Origin of the sequence: Anaerostipes sp., from assembly GCF_018381315.1 — a bacterium.
Classification (GTDB): Bacteria; Bacillota; Clostridia; order Lachnospirales; family Lachnospiraceae; genus Anaerostipes.
On sequence record NZ_JAGZSD010000016.1, the window covers coordinates 65,308 to 79,029 of the forward strand.

Genomic DNA, 13,722 nt, shown 5'->3' on the forward strand with positions numbered 1-13,722 from the left:
AACAAAGAACTATTTTAAAGTTACTTTTGCTCCTTCGCCTTCTAACTTAGCTTTGATATCTTCTGCTTCTGCTTTAGATGCAGCTTCTTTGATTACTTTAGGAGCTCCGTCAACTAATTCTTTAGCTTCTTTTAATCCTAATCCTGTTACTTCACGGACAACTTTGATAACTTTAACCTTAGCTCCGCCGATTTCTGTAAGCTCTACATCAAATTCGTCTTTTTCTTCAGCTGCTGCACCGTCTGCTGCTCCGCCTGCTGCTACAACAACACCTGCTGCTGCAGATACACCGAATTCTTCTTCACATGCTTTTACTAAATCATTTAATTCTAATACTGATAAACCTTTAATAACTTCAATAATTTCCTGAGTTGTCATTTTTATTTCCTCCTGATAATTAATTTAATGTAAACTGCTGATTATTCAGCAGCTTCTGCTGCTTCTTCTGCCGGAGCATCTCCGTCTTTCTCTGCGATCTGTTTAATAACACGAGCAAAGTTTGTAATTGGAGACTGGATGCTTCCAAGGAATTTTGCGAGCAATTCGTCTCTTGACGGAATGCTTGCGATAACCTGTACGCCGTCTTTGTCATAGAAAGTTCCTTCTACAACCGCAGACTTCAGGTTGAATACTTCAATGTTCTTTGCATATTTTGCTAAGATCCTTGCCGGTGCAGTTGCGTCTGTTTTAGAAACAGCGATCGCAGTCGGCCCTGTAAGATCAGCAGTTAACGGTTCGAATTCCGTATCTTTTACCGCAAAACGAATCATTGTGTTCTTGTATACCTTGTACTCTACACCTGCTTCTCTTAATTCCTTACGCATTGCTGTATCTTCTTCTACAGAGATACCACGGTAAGAAACTAAAACTGCTGACTGAGCATCTGTAAGCAATTCTTTGATTTCGTTAACGATAGGTTGTTTTAATTCTACTTTTGCCATGATGAATGGTGCACCTCCTTGATTTATTTTAGTGTACCGCCGCGTGGAATGTAATAGAACAAAGTGGACAAGTCCACTAAGACTCCTGAATCCCTTACTCTTTGAGGAGCTTGGCAGCTTTTGCGCCAAATGCGGTTTGACAAAGTCAAATAGTTTCCTTTTGCATTTGTGTGCATCCTCACGGAGTGTTTTTGTTCTATGGGAAATTTCACAGGAATTTTCTATAGAATAAGAAAAGCCCTTTGTCCGCAAAGACAAAGGGCATAATTAGCTGATAACTAATCATCATCCTCGGCAGGTAGATCTACGTTATGCCATATGGCACCTGCTGTCTTCGGCAGTGATACTGTAGTAATATATCATATGGTGCCGAAAACGTCAACTGGTTTTATAAAATTTATTCTATCTCATTTAGTTCTCTTGTTTCTTCCGCAAATATCTGAACCAAATCGTAATTTTTCCCCACATCAGTAACCTCAAACTGACCCACACAGCGGCTGAGCCAGGGAAGATCCTTTTTCATTTTATGGATCATCTCAAATATATATAAATCTGTTGTTTTAAATGCAGAGTGATAACCTGAATACTGCATATGGATAAATTTATGACTTTGCAGAAAATACTGAATCCTCTGATAAGCATTTTGCGGATTCCTGGCAGAAAAATTCTCTTTCAGTGCTTTTATCTGCAGATCAAAATAAATTGCCTTATAATGCTTCTTTTCTTTATACTCCATTACGCTGCACTGGTCCTTTTCGTATAAAAATACAGCACATCTTCTACTGAAAAATCTGTTTCGTCCACTCCGTCATCACTGTTATACCATATCCATTTTATTACATTGTCCATAAACCACTCTTTCTCTTTCAGCTGAGTTATGATACATCCGAATGCTCCATAATCTTTTGCATTTCCTTTTCCGCAAAAAACTAATGTACCATCTTCTTTCCGGATCATAAGAATATCATGTCTAAAAAAACTCTTTTCAAGCACCCGGTAAATATCGTCCACGTTATATTTATGTTCTGACTCAATCTTTGATTCGTCTAATTTGATTTCTAATTTTAACATGGCGTCCTCCCCTTTTTTATTTTATTATACTCTTCCCCAATAGAAATGTCGATATTTTACATTTTGTTTTTTCTTATTCCCAGTACATCTTCTTCATTAATAAAACCCGGGAAATTTTTATACTTCCCGGGCTAAACATTTGTTATTTATATTCCTTTAACTCTTTTTCATTCATAATGACCGTATCAGACTCTACGGTTTTTCCGTATACCGGCAGAAGTGTCTTCTTATAATCCTTCTCAAAAAATCCTTCCTTTGTAAGTTTAGTGATCTCATCGTTCACCCAATTTTTCAGGTCATCATTTCCTTTTTTAACAGCCGGCGCAATAAAATCATGTTCTCCCAGAGATTTGATCCCCGTTGTGAACCCTTTATTTTCCCTTGCCCACGCATATACAAGTGTATTGTCATGTGCCAATGCTGCTCCCCTGCCGTCTTTTAATGCATTGAAGGCTTCTGTATTCTGATCATATTTTAAAAGCTCAATATCAGGATAATTCTGTGTAAAATAGGTCTCTGCAGTAGTTCCTTTGTTGACGATCAGCTTCTTGCCTTTTAACTGCTTTACATCAGTAATGACTTTTCCGTTAGGGGATACTACGCCAAGAGATACCTTCATATAAGGAAGGGCATAGTCTACAACTTCCTTTCTCTCATCAGTAACGGTAAAGTTGGCAAGGATCAAATCCACCTTATTGCTCTGAAGGAATTCTACACGGCTTGCAGCCTCCACAAGCACAAATTCTACCTTATTTTCATCGCCTAATAAATCTTTTGCCAGACGGTGTGCCAGCACAACGTCATATCCCTGATTCTTTCCATTTTTATCCACATAACCAAACGGAGGTTTATCGCTGAATACGCCAATCTTGATCTTCCCATTTTTCTTGATCTGTTCTACGGAAGACTGATTGTCGCTTTCGTCTGACTTTTTGCTGCCGCAGCCTGTCATAAGCCCTATTGCCATGGTGAGAACTGCCAGTACCACTAAAATCCTGCTAAATTTTTTCATCTTTTTTCATCTCCTCAAAATTAAACATGTTTAAAAACTTCTGCGCCCGTTCTGTCTGCGGATGTTCAAAAAACTCTTTCGGAGTATTCTGTTCCACAATACGCCCTTCATCAATAAAGATCACACGGTCAGCTACCGCTTTTGCAAACTGCATTTCATGTGTCACGATTGCCATGGTCATGCCCTGTTTTGCAAGCTCCAGCATAACATCCAGAACCTCTCTTACCATTTCCGGATCCAGAGCAGCGGTCACCTCGTCAAACAGCATAATCTCAGGATTCATGCAGAGGGATCTTACAATCGCAACTCTCTGCTTCTGTCCCCCGGACAGCTGTCTTGGATAGGCATCTTTCTTCTCCTCCAGGCCGACCCTTTTGAGCAGGGCCACTGCCATCTCCCTTACTTCCCTGGGATCCCTTTTCTGTGCCTTGGTCGGGCCCAGAAGAATATTGTCCAGGATCGTCATATGAGGGAAAAGGTCATAGCTTTGGAATACCATGCCGATTTTTTGACGAATCAGGTGCCACGGCGTTTTTCCGTCCGAAAGGTTCTGCCCGTCCAGAATGATCTCTCCGGCCTGAAATTCCTCCAGGCCGTTGATACATCGAAGAAGGGTGCTCTTTCCGCATCCGGAAGGCCCTAAGATGACAACAACCTCTCCTTTATTTATATCAAAAGAGATATCTTTTAATACCTCTGTCTCACCAAATGATTTTTTCAAATGACTGATTTCCAATAACTGATTTCCCATTTGCCAACTCCTAACTTTGCCATTTTGCTTCCAGCCTCTTTGCTACGATGGAGATCGGATAACAGAGGATGAAGTATAAGAAAAAAATAAATCCATAGACCCAGAGCGGTGCGGTCGGAGTCTTTAGAATTCCTCCCTCAATGATCTGCTGTCCGACTTTCAGCACTTCCACCACCCCGATGATCACAACTAAAGATGTTGTTTTCACCATTCTGGTAGCCAGATTGATCGCTCCCGGAAGCACTCTCCTGACGGTCTGCGGAACTAAGATATAGCGGTATATCTGAAGCTTGGTAAGCCCCAGGGACATACCGCTTTCTGTCTGATGCTTCGGCATGGAAGTCACGGCTCCCCGTACGATATCTCCCATCTCCGCAGTTCCCCACATCGTAAATACCACAATGGAGATAAACTCACCCTCCAGATGGATGCCCAAAGCCCTCGTCAGCCCAAAATAGAACAGGAACAGCCATACTAGAATAGGTATAATCCTGATCGCCTCCAGATAAAGCCGGCATACCGCCTTTACTGCGAAATTCCTGGAAGTCATGATAATACCGAATATCACTCCGAAAATTAAGGAGAGAACCACCGCAATCAGAGCGATCTTCACTGTAACGGCCAGCCCTGACATGAGACGGACCATATTTTTTCCTTCAAATAAAATATTAATTCCCGAAGCCAGCATACCGAGCCTTCCTTTCTAACAAACTGAAAATCACTGATATCGGAAGCAAAATAATCAAATATGCGATAACCAGCATAAACAGTGCCTCATTTGTCTTATAATACATTCCGATCAAATCTTTCGCCACAAACATCAGGTCTGCCAGTGCAATGGCACTGAACACGGATGTCTCTTTCAGAAGAAAGATCACGTTGGCCCCCACCGAAGGCATAGCAATGGCCAAAGCCTGAGGCAGTATAATATAACGCATCAGCTGAGGTTTGGTAAGCCCAAGACTCAGACCTGACTCTTCCTGAATCTTATTGACCGCTTCCAGTCCTCCCCGGAATGCTTCTGACATATAACTGGCCCCCAAAAAGGTCAGCCCTATCACTGCGATGATAAATGCATTAAGTTTAATCCCGATCTTGGGCAGGCCATAATAGAGAAAAAACAGCTGGATCAACAGAGGCGTATTTCTGGAAAGCTCAATATAAATTCCTACGATTCTATTCAGTACAGGAACTTTATAATAGCGGACCATGGAACATAAGAATCCAATCACCACTGACAGCACGACGCCCAGGGCCCCGATACCTAATGTCAGCTTTGTTGCCTCTATATAGAGAGGTATGTTTCGTTCTATAAATAACCAATCCATTTCTTGTCCCTTCTTTATTTCATACTTTTCTAGTATGTAATATATGAAATAGTATAAACTCCATTCATTGCCTTGTCAATACAAGACATCTGAAATTAATCGTACATTTTTCTAATAAAAAAGTCAACTTTTGTATTCACTTCTTCACTTTAGTTTATGCCCTGAGCCATAATAAAGTTCAGTCTTCATAAACTAAAAGTATGGAATTTAATGAAGACCGGGTTTCAAGACAACGCCGCCGGACACATAAATTAAAAGAGAAAGCCCCAAAGAGCTTCCTCCCTATATATAATACCTCTATGCTTTTCCTACACTTCCGCAAACCTTTATTTTGCTCATAACATACTTCTTTACTTGTTCACGCCCTGCCGCACTATATTTTTTAGGATCTACAGCATCAGGATTTGCAGCAAAAGCTTCCTTTACACCTTTTGTATATGCAATGCGGAGATCGGTAGCATAATTGACTTTACAGATACCGCGTTTGATACATTCTTTTACCGCCTCATCCGGCACGCCGCTCGTTCCGTGAAGCACAAGCGGAATCTCTACAACCTCTCTGATCCGGCTTAAAATATCAAACTGAAGCTTTGGTTCTCCCTTATAAACACCGTGGGCTGTGCCAATTCCAACTGCGAGGGAATCAATCCCTGTTCTCTCTGTGAATTCCTTTGCTTCCTGCGGGTCTGTATAAGGATTATCGTCTCCGCCGTCTAAATCATCTTCTTTTCCTCCAACCTTCCCAAGTTCAGCCTCTACTGAGACTTCGGACGGATGGCAGGCATCTGCGACGGCCCTGCTGAGCGCAATATTATCTTCAAATGTGTCATGGGAACCATCAATCATGACAGAAGTATAACCTGCTCTGAGCGCCTGCATTGCCAGTTCAAAGCTATTGCCGTGATCTAAATGCATAACCACAGGAACCGATGCTCTCTTTGCGGCCGTCTTAACATTTGCAAGATAATAGTCAAGTCCCGCATATTTTACAGTAGACGGAGTTGTCTGCATAATGACCGGTGAGCGTAATTCTTCTGCAGCGTCTGCAACTGCCTGTACCATCTCCATGTTTTCTACATTAAATGCACCTACTGCGTATCCGCCGGTCTGAGCTTCCCATAATATTTCTCTTGATGTCATTAACATAATTCTATTTCCTTTCCGGATCTTCTAATTTTATGATCTTAACATTCTCTATCAACTCATCTCGCTTAGCCGTATCAAAAGTCCCAGTATGCGGTGAGAGCGCGTTGGCAGATGCCACTGCCACTGCAAATTTCAGAGCCTCTTCCGGCTCCATATGACGTTCCAGTCCTACTGCTAATGCTCCGACCATAGAGTCTCCGCATCCTACTGTATTGACCGCTTCTATTTTGGGCGGCCTCCCCAGATAAAGGCCTTTTTCACATACAAGCAATGCTCCGTCTCTTCCAAGAGAAATAACCACATACGGAATTCCTTTTTCATGGATTTTTTTTGCATATTCAATGACATCTTCCTGGCTGGAGACTTTGATATCAAAAAGCATTTCTATCTCATCTTTATTAGGTTTTACCATCGTTGGCAGGCTCTCAAGGCCTCTCTTTAAATATTCTCCGCTGGTATCTAAGATTACCCTCTTTCCCAGACTTTTAACAATCCGGATCATTTTTTGATAGATATCCCTGCCCATTCCCCTGGGAGCACTTCCTGAGATAGTTACAACATCACTGTCCCTGATGAGTTCAGGAAATCTGTCTAAAAATGCAGCTTCTTCCTCCGAAGTAACCTGACAGCCGGGTTCCAGATATTCGGTCGAGCCGTATTCCGGATCTAGAATATTGATACAGCTTCTTGTTTCCCCGTCAATATGTTCAAATTCATAGGAAATTCCATCTGCATCCAAAAGTGCTTCTAAATATTGGCCGTTATATCCTCCCACAAGACCGGCGGCTTTTGTATCAGAACCGCAAAGCCGGGCCACCCTTGCCACGTTCAGCCCCTTTCCGCCGGCACTGTTATGTGTCTCTGCAACCCGCATTACTGTACCATTTTCAATTTTTCGGGTCATAAAATAGGCTTTATCGATGGAAGCATTTAACGTTACAGTTGTAATCATGCCTTATACCTCCCATCTTTACAGACTTCTTAAATATTTCACTCCTGCGGCGGCATCTGCCACAAGTCCATCGATATCATCAGGTGCTTTGATTGTCCTCCAAAGGGATACACTCTTCGCACTCGCAGACGTATCAAGAACAAATGGTTCCATAACCAAAGGGCCCTTAAAACCGATATCCCTGATTGTTTCTGCAATGGCTTCCCAGTCAATATTGGTCTTTCTGCCTCCGACAGGAATCTTACGGTTGCTTTCTCCGATATGGAGATAGCCCAGATATCCCTTTTCATGAGCCGTACGGATGGCATCCGGAATATAATCCTCTTCAATGTTCATATGAAATGTATCTAAAAGAAGCTTACAGTAGTCATTGCCAATAGCTTCGCAGACTGCAATCCCTTCTCCTGCAGTATTGGCTGTATACTGTTCAAAACGGTTTACAATTTCCAGACACATTGTTACGCCGGCTTCTTCGGCATGTTTTGCAACTTCAGTTAATCCTTTGACTGCGTTTGCTGTACGGACCTTTTTGATTTCTGTAATATTCTCTCCTTCCGGACGCGTATTCCACAAACCATACGGGATACCGGAAAAAAGTTTTGCGCCCATCTCCGCACAGAGATCCAGCATATGGCATAAATGTTTGATGCCTGCTTCATGGGATTCTTTATCAGAACTGGAAACATCTCTTTCCGGTCTGAGTCCGGTCCCGTTGACCGTCACTGAAAGCCCTGCATCTTTTATATATTTACTGAGTTTCTTTCGTTCCTGTGCTGCCAAAGGTACAAAATCTCCTGCTTTCAGCTCAATGGTATCCATATTGGATTTTTTCGTTAAGTCAATCACTTTATAAATATCCAATTCAGGAATGGTTCCATTCCAATATGCTGTTTGTAACCCGATGTTATTCTGCATTTTTATTCTCCTTGTTTTTCTGAAATAGATTTCGGCTTGGGGAAACTCCTGCACTGCTTGCGGCCGCTCTGGCCACATTGTTTTCCCTCAAGCTACTCCAGGCTTGCGTGTCTCTTTGCCATATCCTCATTACTTCCTGTGTCTTCCCGGCTCATTTCCAAAATCACTGTATCAAATACTAAAAGCAGCATTTGTTCAAACAGACTTCCAAGAGGCTGTACACTTATTTCAGATGTTTCAAATTTTGTTGCTGATTCAATTATAAGATCCGCTTCCTGGATCTTTCCCAATGTTGACTCCGGTAATGAAGAAATAACAATTAAGTCTACACCCTGTTTTTTCGCTGACTCTGCCGTCATACAAACACTGCCTGTTTCCCCTGAAGCGGAGGCCACGATCAGCAGATCCCCCTTTTCCACTGACGGTGTTGTGGTTTCTCCCACTACATATGCATCCAGGCCAATCTGCATCAGTCTCATAGCAAGGGCCTTCAACATCAAACCGGATCTTCCGGTACCATAAACAAAAATCCTTTTATGGGCCTTGATCTTCCGGATCAGATCTGTAATCTGATGTTCAGGGATTCTGTCAGCTGACTGTTCCAATTCTTTTATAATTACTTTCATTCCCAAAACAATACCTTCCTTACATGATTTCTTCCGGATATAACAGAACTTTTCCAAAGTTCTTTGGATCGGCAATGATTTTTTCAAACATCTCCGGGCCTTTGCTTAAATTTTCTTTATGCGTCACCATTCCAAGGACATCCACCTTTTTGTTTCCGATATATTCTACCGCATTGCTCCATTCCTCTCCTGGATATGGAGCAGAAATAGTACACCAGGAGCCGATGATCGTTAATTCATTTCTCATAATTCTTTCAAAATAGAATCTTGGAACCGGAACATCCGCATATGGAATTCCCATATATACAACCTCTCCGCCCTTTTTTGGCAGTCCGAGCACTCTTGCAGCCGTAAAAGGATTTCCTGCTGACTCAATGGCCAGGTCCACACCATTTCCATATTTTCTGATCTCATCATGGAAATCGATATCTGCAGAATTAATCAGCACATCAGCACCAAAATCCTTGGCAGCCTGTAATTGTGCATCGTCAATGTCAATGGCAAACACTTTCTTTGCCCCGAATGCTTTTGCCCATTGGATTGCCATAAGTCCAATATTCCCGCATCCCACAACGGCAACTTCATATCCCATTTTAATGTTTGTCCGGTATAATCCGTGAATCGCAACCGTTGCCGGTTCCACCAATGCCCCCTGCTCAAAAGTCATATCTTCCGCCATCTTGACAAGATTGACAGCCGGCATTTTAATGTATTCTGCAAATGCACCCGGTACATAAGCTCCGATGGTATTTAAAGATTCACATCTTGACGGATGTCCGCTTTTACAATACTCACACTCATGACAAACCAGGTTCGGACACCCTGCCACATGGTCGCCGGCTTTTAATTCTGTAACGGCAGGACCGGTTTCTACAACCTCTCCTGAAAATTCGTGCCCCCAGACATTCCCTTTCACATAAGGTCCCAGATTGCGGTATCTTGCAATATCCGAACCACAAATTCCGACTGCCTTTACTTTTACAATAACATCATCTTCTTTTTCAATTACAGGATCAGGAACCTCTTCATATCTTAAATCCTGTACGTCATAAAATGTTAAAGCTTTCATCCTCTCACTGCCTTTCTTAAAGCCTCTGTATTCTCTTTAATATTTTTGAATAAATATCCTCCGGATACAAACACATTTGCTCCTGCTTCATAACACGGTTTTATAGTCTTTTGATCAATACTTCCGTCTACTTCAATATCAATATCCCGGTCTCCGATCATTGCCCGGACATTCTTAATTTTTTCCACAGCTGAACTCAGGAAATGCTGTCCGCCTTCCCCCGGATTTACACTCATCACAAGGATCATATCTATATCATCCAACAAGTATTTGACCGTCTCCTCCGGCGTTCCGGGACTCAGCACGATTCCTGCCTTGACGCCCCGGTTACGGATTTTCTGCAGACAGCTTAACACCCTTGCGGTCGACTCCTGATGGATCGTAATGATATCTGCCCCTGCGTCAGCAATACTGTCAATATGTATTTCCGGATGTTCGATCATCAGGTGAACATCCAGCGGAATGTCGGTCATTGATTTCAGTGCTTTAATGTGATCTGCTCCAAATGCCATCCGCTCCACAAAATGTCCGTCCATCACGTCCACATGGAGCAGTTCTGTCTGGCTGGCTTCTAATTCTTTGATCTGTTTTTTTAATTCTCCTAAGTCTGCTGCAAAGATGGATGGAGATAGTTTCATTTTTCTCACGGTCAAACCTCTTTCTTTTATCTCTTCAGACACCTTATGATCATACTTCACTGTCAATTAAAATCTTTCCTTTTACTGCTCCCCGGGTCTTGTACATCTCAAATCCTTCTTGGATCCTGGAAAGCGGAAGCTTTTTATAAATCAGGGATTCTTCCCCCTTTAATTGCCCTGTTGCAAAATAGTGTGCCGCACACTCCCACTCATGTCCCGGAAACGGAGCAGAGTAAGACAGCCACGACCCTGTCACAGTGAATTCTTTTCGGTTTATGTTCTCCCATTCTTTCACAGTAAAGGTTAATTCTCTTGTAGGTTTTCCGATATAGCAGATTCCTGCCTTATTTGCCGCCAGTTCATATGCTGTCTTTATCGTCACAGTACTTCCTGCTGTTTCAAAAATATAATCGTAGCCTTTTTGATCCGTCAATTCCATGGCCTTTTCCATAAAACCTTCTTTTAAGGTATTTACGCCATCGGCCGCTCCCAACTGTTTTGCCAGTTCAATTTTTTCATCGTCAATATCAAATACAACGGTCTTTGCCGCTCCGAAAATATTCGCCCACTGCATGACAAGAAGTCCGATCGTTCCTCCGCCCAGCACAGCAACAGTCTTTCCTCCCTTATATGGAAGACACTCTAATCCATGAAGTGCAACTGCTGCAGGTTCAAACAGCGCTCCTTGTTCAAAGGATACTGTATCCGCAAAAGGAACCACGTTTTGCTCCGGAAGACAGATATATTCTGCAAAGCTTCCCTGCTGTCTTGTCCCGATAAAACTGTAGTCTTTACAGAGTGCATAATCACCTTTCATACAGTCTTCACATTTCATGCACGGAACTAATGGAGCTCCGGCAACTCTCTGGCCTTTCTTTACCTTTGTCACTCCAGGCCCTACAGCTTCCACAATTCCTGAGAACTCATGTCCGAGAATGATCGGATAGAAATGGGCTCCGTCTTCATTTACCCGGGGTACATCTGAACCGCAGATCCCGGAATATTTTACTTTTACAAGCACTTCCCCGGCTTTTGGCTCCGGGGTCCGTACTTCCTCATATCTTATATCATCTCTTGCGTGTAAAACTCCTGCTTTCATCTATAGCCTCCTGATTCTTTCACATATTGGGACCTTTATAACTCTTCTGAAATCGATTTAAGCAATTCTTCAACTTTCTTTTTTGCTGCTTCCTTATTCAGCCCGGAGACAAGCCCAAACACGCTGAGATGGGGCTTTTCAAGCGGATTTCGATAATTTGCAGTGGTAAATACTACATCTACATCTTTTTGTTTGACAGGAACTTCTGCAATTGTCCCTTTCATCAGTCTGATCTTCACCCCCGCATTTTTTGCAATCTCTTTAATTTCTTCCTGAGCGATGGTTGACGTTGCCACCCCGCTGCCGCATGCCACTAATACTTTCACTTCTTTTGCCATAATTCTTCTCCTTTACTTTGGTTGATTATGAACCTAATTTTTCCTGAAGATAAGCTTCTGTCTCTTCATTGGAAAGATGCTTACATTTTAATAAGACTTCCGGATTATTTAAAAATGCCATCATTTTCTGCAGCACTGCCAGGTGTTCATTGGCATCTTTGATCGCCAGATTAAAAATCATATCTGTTTTCACTTCCTCTGTATCATCGTCCAGCCGCCTGAAGGTGACCGGACAGTTAAGTTTGAGCAGACAGATTGCGTTCTGTGTAATCCCTTCATCCTTTACATGAGGAATAGCTGTTGGTATTTCTGTAGGAAGCCCGGTTGGGAAATCTTTTTCACGCCGGGCACAAAGAACTCCAAAATCTTTCCCAACAATACCTGCTTTATATAAGGCATCTCCACATAATTTAATTGCTTCTTCACTATTGGCTGCTGTCCCGTGAATTACCAAATATCTAGTTTTCATTTATAGCCCCCTCATCCGAACATCGCCATAATTCTATGAATGATTGATACAACTACATTGCCGGGATTCCATCCAAAATGAGATGCTGTGACACTTTTTCCAAAATCTACATTGGTAACAGACATCATACTTGTGGCTTCCGGAATAAACATATTAGCCAAAAACAGAGTTATGTACATCAAAATTGTCATTGCAATCAGTGAGCGGAATAGATTTCCCTTGCTGCTCAAAACGACCATAGGTGCCAAATAACAGATCTCAGCTAATAATCCAAGAGGAAAGAATCTCATATCCGGTACAAGAAATACGAGCAGTATGGTAATCGGTATCATAATCGCAGTACACGTAATACAAGTCGGGTCACCTAAACCAAGCGCAATATCCATACCAATATAAATATCTGCATCTTCTCCGATCTTTTTATGCATATATTCATTTGCAGACTGTCCCAGCGGAGATAATCCTTCCATCATGATGGATACCATTCTCGGGATCAATACCATAGCTGCCGCAACACCCATTGCCATTGTGAGAGTTTCTCCGGGACTTTGCTTTGTAATAATTGCAAGAAAAGCTCCTACTGCAACACCAATAATTGCAGGATCGCCAAACACTCCAAGTTTTTGTCCCACCTTATCCATATTTACATCAATTTTATTAAGTCCCGGAATTTTGTCTATGATCTTATTTAATCCGTAGCCGATCGGATAAGCCCATGCTACGAAAGACAGACATGTACATGTTGTCCCTTCCAGACCAAAAAATTCCTGCCATGGTTTTGCAGTCCACTGAGCAAAAAACAGAACAATAATACCGCAGGCAAAAGCTACTAAAAATCCAATGACAGCATTTCCAAACAAAGCATATGCGAGTGCTCCCGGCACAAGAAAATGCATGAAATTCCAGATGTCAACATTCAATACCTTTGTAATCTTTAAGCGGACTAGTATGATATTTACAAGGATAATTGACGGAATTACAAGAACTGCAAATGGCGTGGTCCATGATGCCGCGCCCAACGCCGCAAAACCAACTTCCAATGTGTCATATCCTGATCCTAATTTTTCATAATATTCCATTGCCGGTGTCACTGAAGTAATCAGTAAATTTACCGCTAAACAAAGCCCCTGAAAACCAATTCCCACCAATAAGCCGGCTTTAATAGCCCGTCCTGCTTTCATGCCAAAGAAAACAGCTAATATAGCGATTACGACCGGAAGCAGAACACTTGCCCCCAAATTTACAAATCCCTGAAAAAACTTTAATAGTATTTCCATATGTACCTCCACTTTTTACTTTTGTTTTTGTGTTGCCGAGACCGCCGGCCGGCTTCCCATCTCTCATTTACAAATACATAGTAGCATGCA

The 13,722-nt window shown here is 42.2% G+C and carries 18 protein-coding genes and 1 other annotated feature; all 18 genes read right to left on the reverse strand.

The features are described 5' to 3' along the window. Window positions 1-9: 9 nt before the first annotated feature. The 18 genes from rplL to KH180_RS12305 all read right to left on the reverse strand — a co-directional run bounded on the left by rplL (window position 10) and on the right by KH180_RS12305 (window position 13,632). Window positions 10-378: a 50S ribosomal protein L7/L12 gene (gene rplL, locus KH180_RS12220; RefSeq protein WP_006568218.1), complete on the reverse strand. Its 369-nt coding sequence runs from the start codon at window positions 376-378 to the stop codon at window positions 10-12. A gap of 41 nt (window positions 379-419) precedes the next feature. Beyond that, window positions 420-941 (reverse strand): 50S ribosomal protein L10, encoded by a 522-nt coding sequence (gene rplJ, locus KH180_RS12225; RefSeq protein ID WP_290760747.1) that lies wholly within the window; start codon window positions 939-941, stop codon window positions 420-422. Between the two features lie 222 nt (window positions 942-1,163). Then, window positions 1,164-1,297: a sequence feature (ribosomal protein L10 leader region), on the reverse strand. A 41-nt stretch (window positions 1,298-1,338) separates the two neighbouring features. Further along, window positions 1,339-1,677, reverse strand: a complete 339-nt coding sequence (locus tag KH180_RS12230; protein ID WP_290760749.1) for a hypothetical protein — start codon at window positions 1,675-1,677, stop codon at window positions 1,339-1,341. Then, the gene (locus KH180_RS12235) at window positions 1,677-2,012 is read right to left on the reverse strand and encodes a hypothetical protein (RefSeq protein WP_290760751.1); all 336 of its coding nucleotides are present in this window, start codon (window positions 2,010-2,012) and stop codon (window positions 1,677-1,679) included. Before KH180_RS12235 ends, KH180_RS12230 begins: the two co-directional genes overlap by 1 nt. A gap of 142 nt (window positions 2,013-2,154) precedes the next feature. After that, window positions 2,155-3,024 (reverse strand): cysteine ABC transporter substrate-binding protein, encoded by an 870-nt coding sequence (locus tag KH180_RS12240; protein ID WP_290760753.1) that lies wholly within the window; start codon window positions 3,022-3,024, stop codon window positions 2,155-2,157. Next, window positions 3,011-3,775 (reverse strand): amino acid ABC transporter ATP-binding protein, encoded by a 765-nt coding sequence (locus KH180_RS12245; RefSeq protein ID WP_290760755.1) that lies wholly within the window; start codon window positions 3,773-3,775, stop codon window positions 3,011-3,013. The genes KH180_RS12240 and KH180_RS12245 overlap by 14 nt, the downstream gene beginning before the upstream one ends. Window positions 3,776-3,785: 10 nt before the next feature. Continuing rightward, window positions 3,786-4,463 (reverse strand): amino acid ABC transporter permease, encoded by a 678-nt coding sequence (locus tag KH180_RS12250; protein WP_290760757.1) that lies wholly within the window; start codon window positions 4,461-4,463, stop codon window positions 3,786-3,788. Further along, window positions 4,444-5,103, reverse strand: a complete 660-nt coding sequence (locus KH180_RS12255) for an amino acid ABC transporter permease (protein WP_290760759.1) — start codon at window positions 5,101-5,103, stop codon at window positions 4,444-4,446. Before KH180_RS12255 ends, KH180_RS12250 begins: the two co-directional genes overlap by 20 nt. Before the next feature lie 297 nt (window positions 5,104-5,400). Continuing rightward, window positions 5,401-6,249, reverse strand: coding sequence for a class II fructose-1,6-bisphosphate aldolase (fba, locus tag KH180_RS12260; RefSeq protein WP_330624547.1), 849 nt, complete (start codon window positions 6,247-6,249; stop codon window positions 5,401-5,403). 4 nt (window positions 6,250-6,253) lie between these two features. Beyond that, window positions 6,254-7,201, reverse strand: coding sequence for a 1-phosphofructokinase (gene pfkB, locus KH180_RS12265; protein ID WP_290760761.1), 948 nt, complete (start codon window positions 7,199-7,201; stop codon window positions 6,254-6,256). A gap of 18 nt (window positions 7,202-7,219) precedes the next feature. Next, window positions 7,220-8,116 carry a sugar phosphate isomerase/epimerase family protein gene (locus KH180_RS12270; protein WP_290760763.1) on the reverse strand — a complete coding sequence of 299 codons (897 nt, stop codon included), beginning with the start codon at window positions 8,114-8,116 and terminating at the stop codon, window positions 7,220-7,222. A 92-nt stretch (window positions 8,117-8,208) separates the two neighbouring features. Further along, window positions 8,209-8,742, reverse strand: a complete 534-nt coding sequence (hxlB, locus tag KH180_RS12275) for a 6-phospho-3-hexuloisomerase (RefSeq protein WP_290760813.1) — start codon at window positions 8,740-8,742, stop codon at window positions 8,209-8,211. Between the two features lie 19 nt (window positions 8,743-8,761). Continuing rightward, entirely contained in the window at window positions 8,762-9,811 is a 1,050-nt protein-coding gene (locus KH180_RS12280) for a galactitol-1-phosphate 5-dehydrogenase (RefSeq protein ID WP_290760765.1), read from the reverse strand. Beyond that, window positions 9,808-10,449 (reverse strand): ribulose-phosphate 3-epimerase, encoded by a 642-nt coding sequence (rpe, locus tag KH180_RS12285; protein WP_290760814.1) that lies wholly within the window; start codon window positions 10,447-10,449, stop codon window positions 9,808-9,810. Before rpe ends, KH180_RS12280 begins: the two co-directional genes overlap by 4 nt. Before the next feature lie 49 nt (window positions 10,450-10,498). Beyond that, window positions 10,499-11,548: a galactitol-1-phosphate 5-dehydrogenase gene (locus tag KH180_RS12290; protein WP_290760766.1), complete on the reverse strand. Its 1,050-nt coding sequence runs from the start codon at window positions 11,546-11,548 to the stop codon at window positions 10,499-10,501. Between the two features lie 35 nt (window positions 11,549-11,583). Further along, window positions 11,584-11,886, reverse strand: coding sequence for a PTS sugar transporter subunit IIB (locus KH180_RS12295; RefSeq protein ID WP_290760767.1), 303 nt, complete (start codon window positions 11,884-11,886; stop codon window positions 11,584-11,586). A gap of 25 nt (window positions 11,887-11,911) precedes the next feature. Further along, the gene (locus KH180_RS12300; protein WP_290760768.1) at window positions 11,912-12,355 is read right to left on the reverse strand and encodes a PTS sugar transporter subunit IIA; all 444 of its coding nucleotides are present in this window, start codon (window positions 12,353-12,355) and stop codon (window positions 11,912-11,914) included. Window positions 12,356-12,366: 11 nt separating this feature from the next. Next, complete coding sequence (locus KH180_RS12305) at window positions 12,367-13,632, reverse strand: PTS transporter subunit IIC (protein ID WP_290760769.1); 1,266 nt, start codon at window positions 13,630-13,632, stop codon at window positions 12,367-12,369. Window positions 13,633-13,722: the final 90 nt, after the last annotated feature.

What these genes read in the sequence shown, in the direction of transcription:
- KH180_RS12235 (WP_290760751.1), bottom strand. Translation starts at nt 2,012, where the DNA reads ATGTTAAAATTAGAAATCAAATTAGACGAATCAAAGATTGAGTCAGAA.
- KH180_RS12295 (WP_290760767.1), bottom strand. Translation starts at nt 11,886, where the DNA reads ATGGCAAAAGAAGTGAAAGTATTAGTGGCATGCGGCAGCGGGGTGGCA.
- pfkB (WP_290760761.1), bottom strand. Translation starts at nt 7,201, where the DNA reads ATGATTACAACTGTAACGTTAAATGCTTCCATCGATAAAGCCTATTTT.
- KH180_RS12255 (WP_290760759.1), bottom strand. Translation starts at nt 5,103, where the DNA reads ATGGATTGGTTATTTATAGAACGAAACATACCTCTCTATATAGAGGCA.
- KH180_RS12280 (WP_290760765.1), bottom strand. Translation starts at nt 9,811, where the DNA reads ATGAAAGCTTTAACATTTTATGACGTACAGGATTTAAGATATGAAGAG.
- KH180_RS12270 (WP_290760763.1), bottom strand. Translation starts at nt 8,116, where the DNA reads ATGCAGAATAACATCGGGTTACAAACAGCATATTGGAATGGAACCATT.
- KH180_RS12230 (WP_290760749.1), bottom strand. Translation starts at nt 1,677, where the DNA reads ATGGAGTATAAAGAAAAGAAGCATTATAAGGCAATTTATTTTGATCTG.
- rplJ (WP_290760747.1), bottom strand. Translation starts at nt 941, where the DNA reads ATGGCAAAAGTAGAATTAAAACAACCTATCGTTAACGAAATCAAAGAA.
- KH180_RS12245 (WP_290760755.1), bottom strand. Translation starts at nt 3,775, where the DNA reads ATGGGAAATCAGTTATTGGAAATCAGTCATTTGAAAAAATCATTTGGT.
- rpe (WP_290760814.1), bottom strand. Translation starts at nt 10,449, where the DNA reads ATGAAACTATCTCCATCCATCTTTGCAGCAGACTTAGGAGAATTAAAA.
- fba (WP_330624547.1), bottom strand. Translation starts at nt 6,249, where the DNA reads ATGTTAATGACATCAAGAGAAATATTATGGGAAGCTCAGACCGGCGGA.
- KH180_RS12305 (WP_290760769.1), bottom strand. Translation starts at nt 13,632, where the DNA reads ATGGAAATACTATTAAAGTTTTTTCAGGGATTTGTAAATTTGGGGGCA.
- rplL (WP_006568218.1), bottom strand. Translation starts at nt 378, where the DNA reads ATGACAACTCAGGAAATTATTGAAGTTATTAAAGGTTTATCAGTATTA.
- KH180_RS12240 (WP_290760753.1), bottom strand. Translation starts at nt 3,024, where the DNA reads ATGAAAAAATTTAGCAGGATTTTAGTGGTACTGGCAGTTCTCACCATG.
- KH180_RS12300 (WP_290760768.1), bottom strand. Translation starts at nt 12,355, where the DNA reads ATGAAAACTAGATATTTGGTAATTCACGGGACAGCAGCCAATAGTGAA.
- KH180_RS12250 (WP_290760757.1), bottom strand. Translation starts at nt 4,463, where the DNA reads ATGCTGGCTTCGGGAATTAATATTTTATTTGAAGGAAAAAATATGGTC.
- hxlB (WP_290760813.1), bottom strand. Translation starts at nt 8,742, where the DNA reads ATGAAAGTAATTATAAAAGAATTGGAACAGTCAGCTGACAGAATCCCT.
- KH180_RS12290 (WP_290760766.1), bottom strand. Translation starts at nt 11,548, where the DNA reads ATGAAAGCAGGAGTTTTACACGCAAGAGATGATATAAGATATGAGGAA.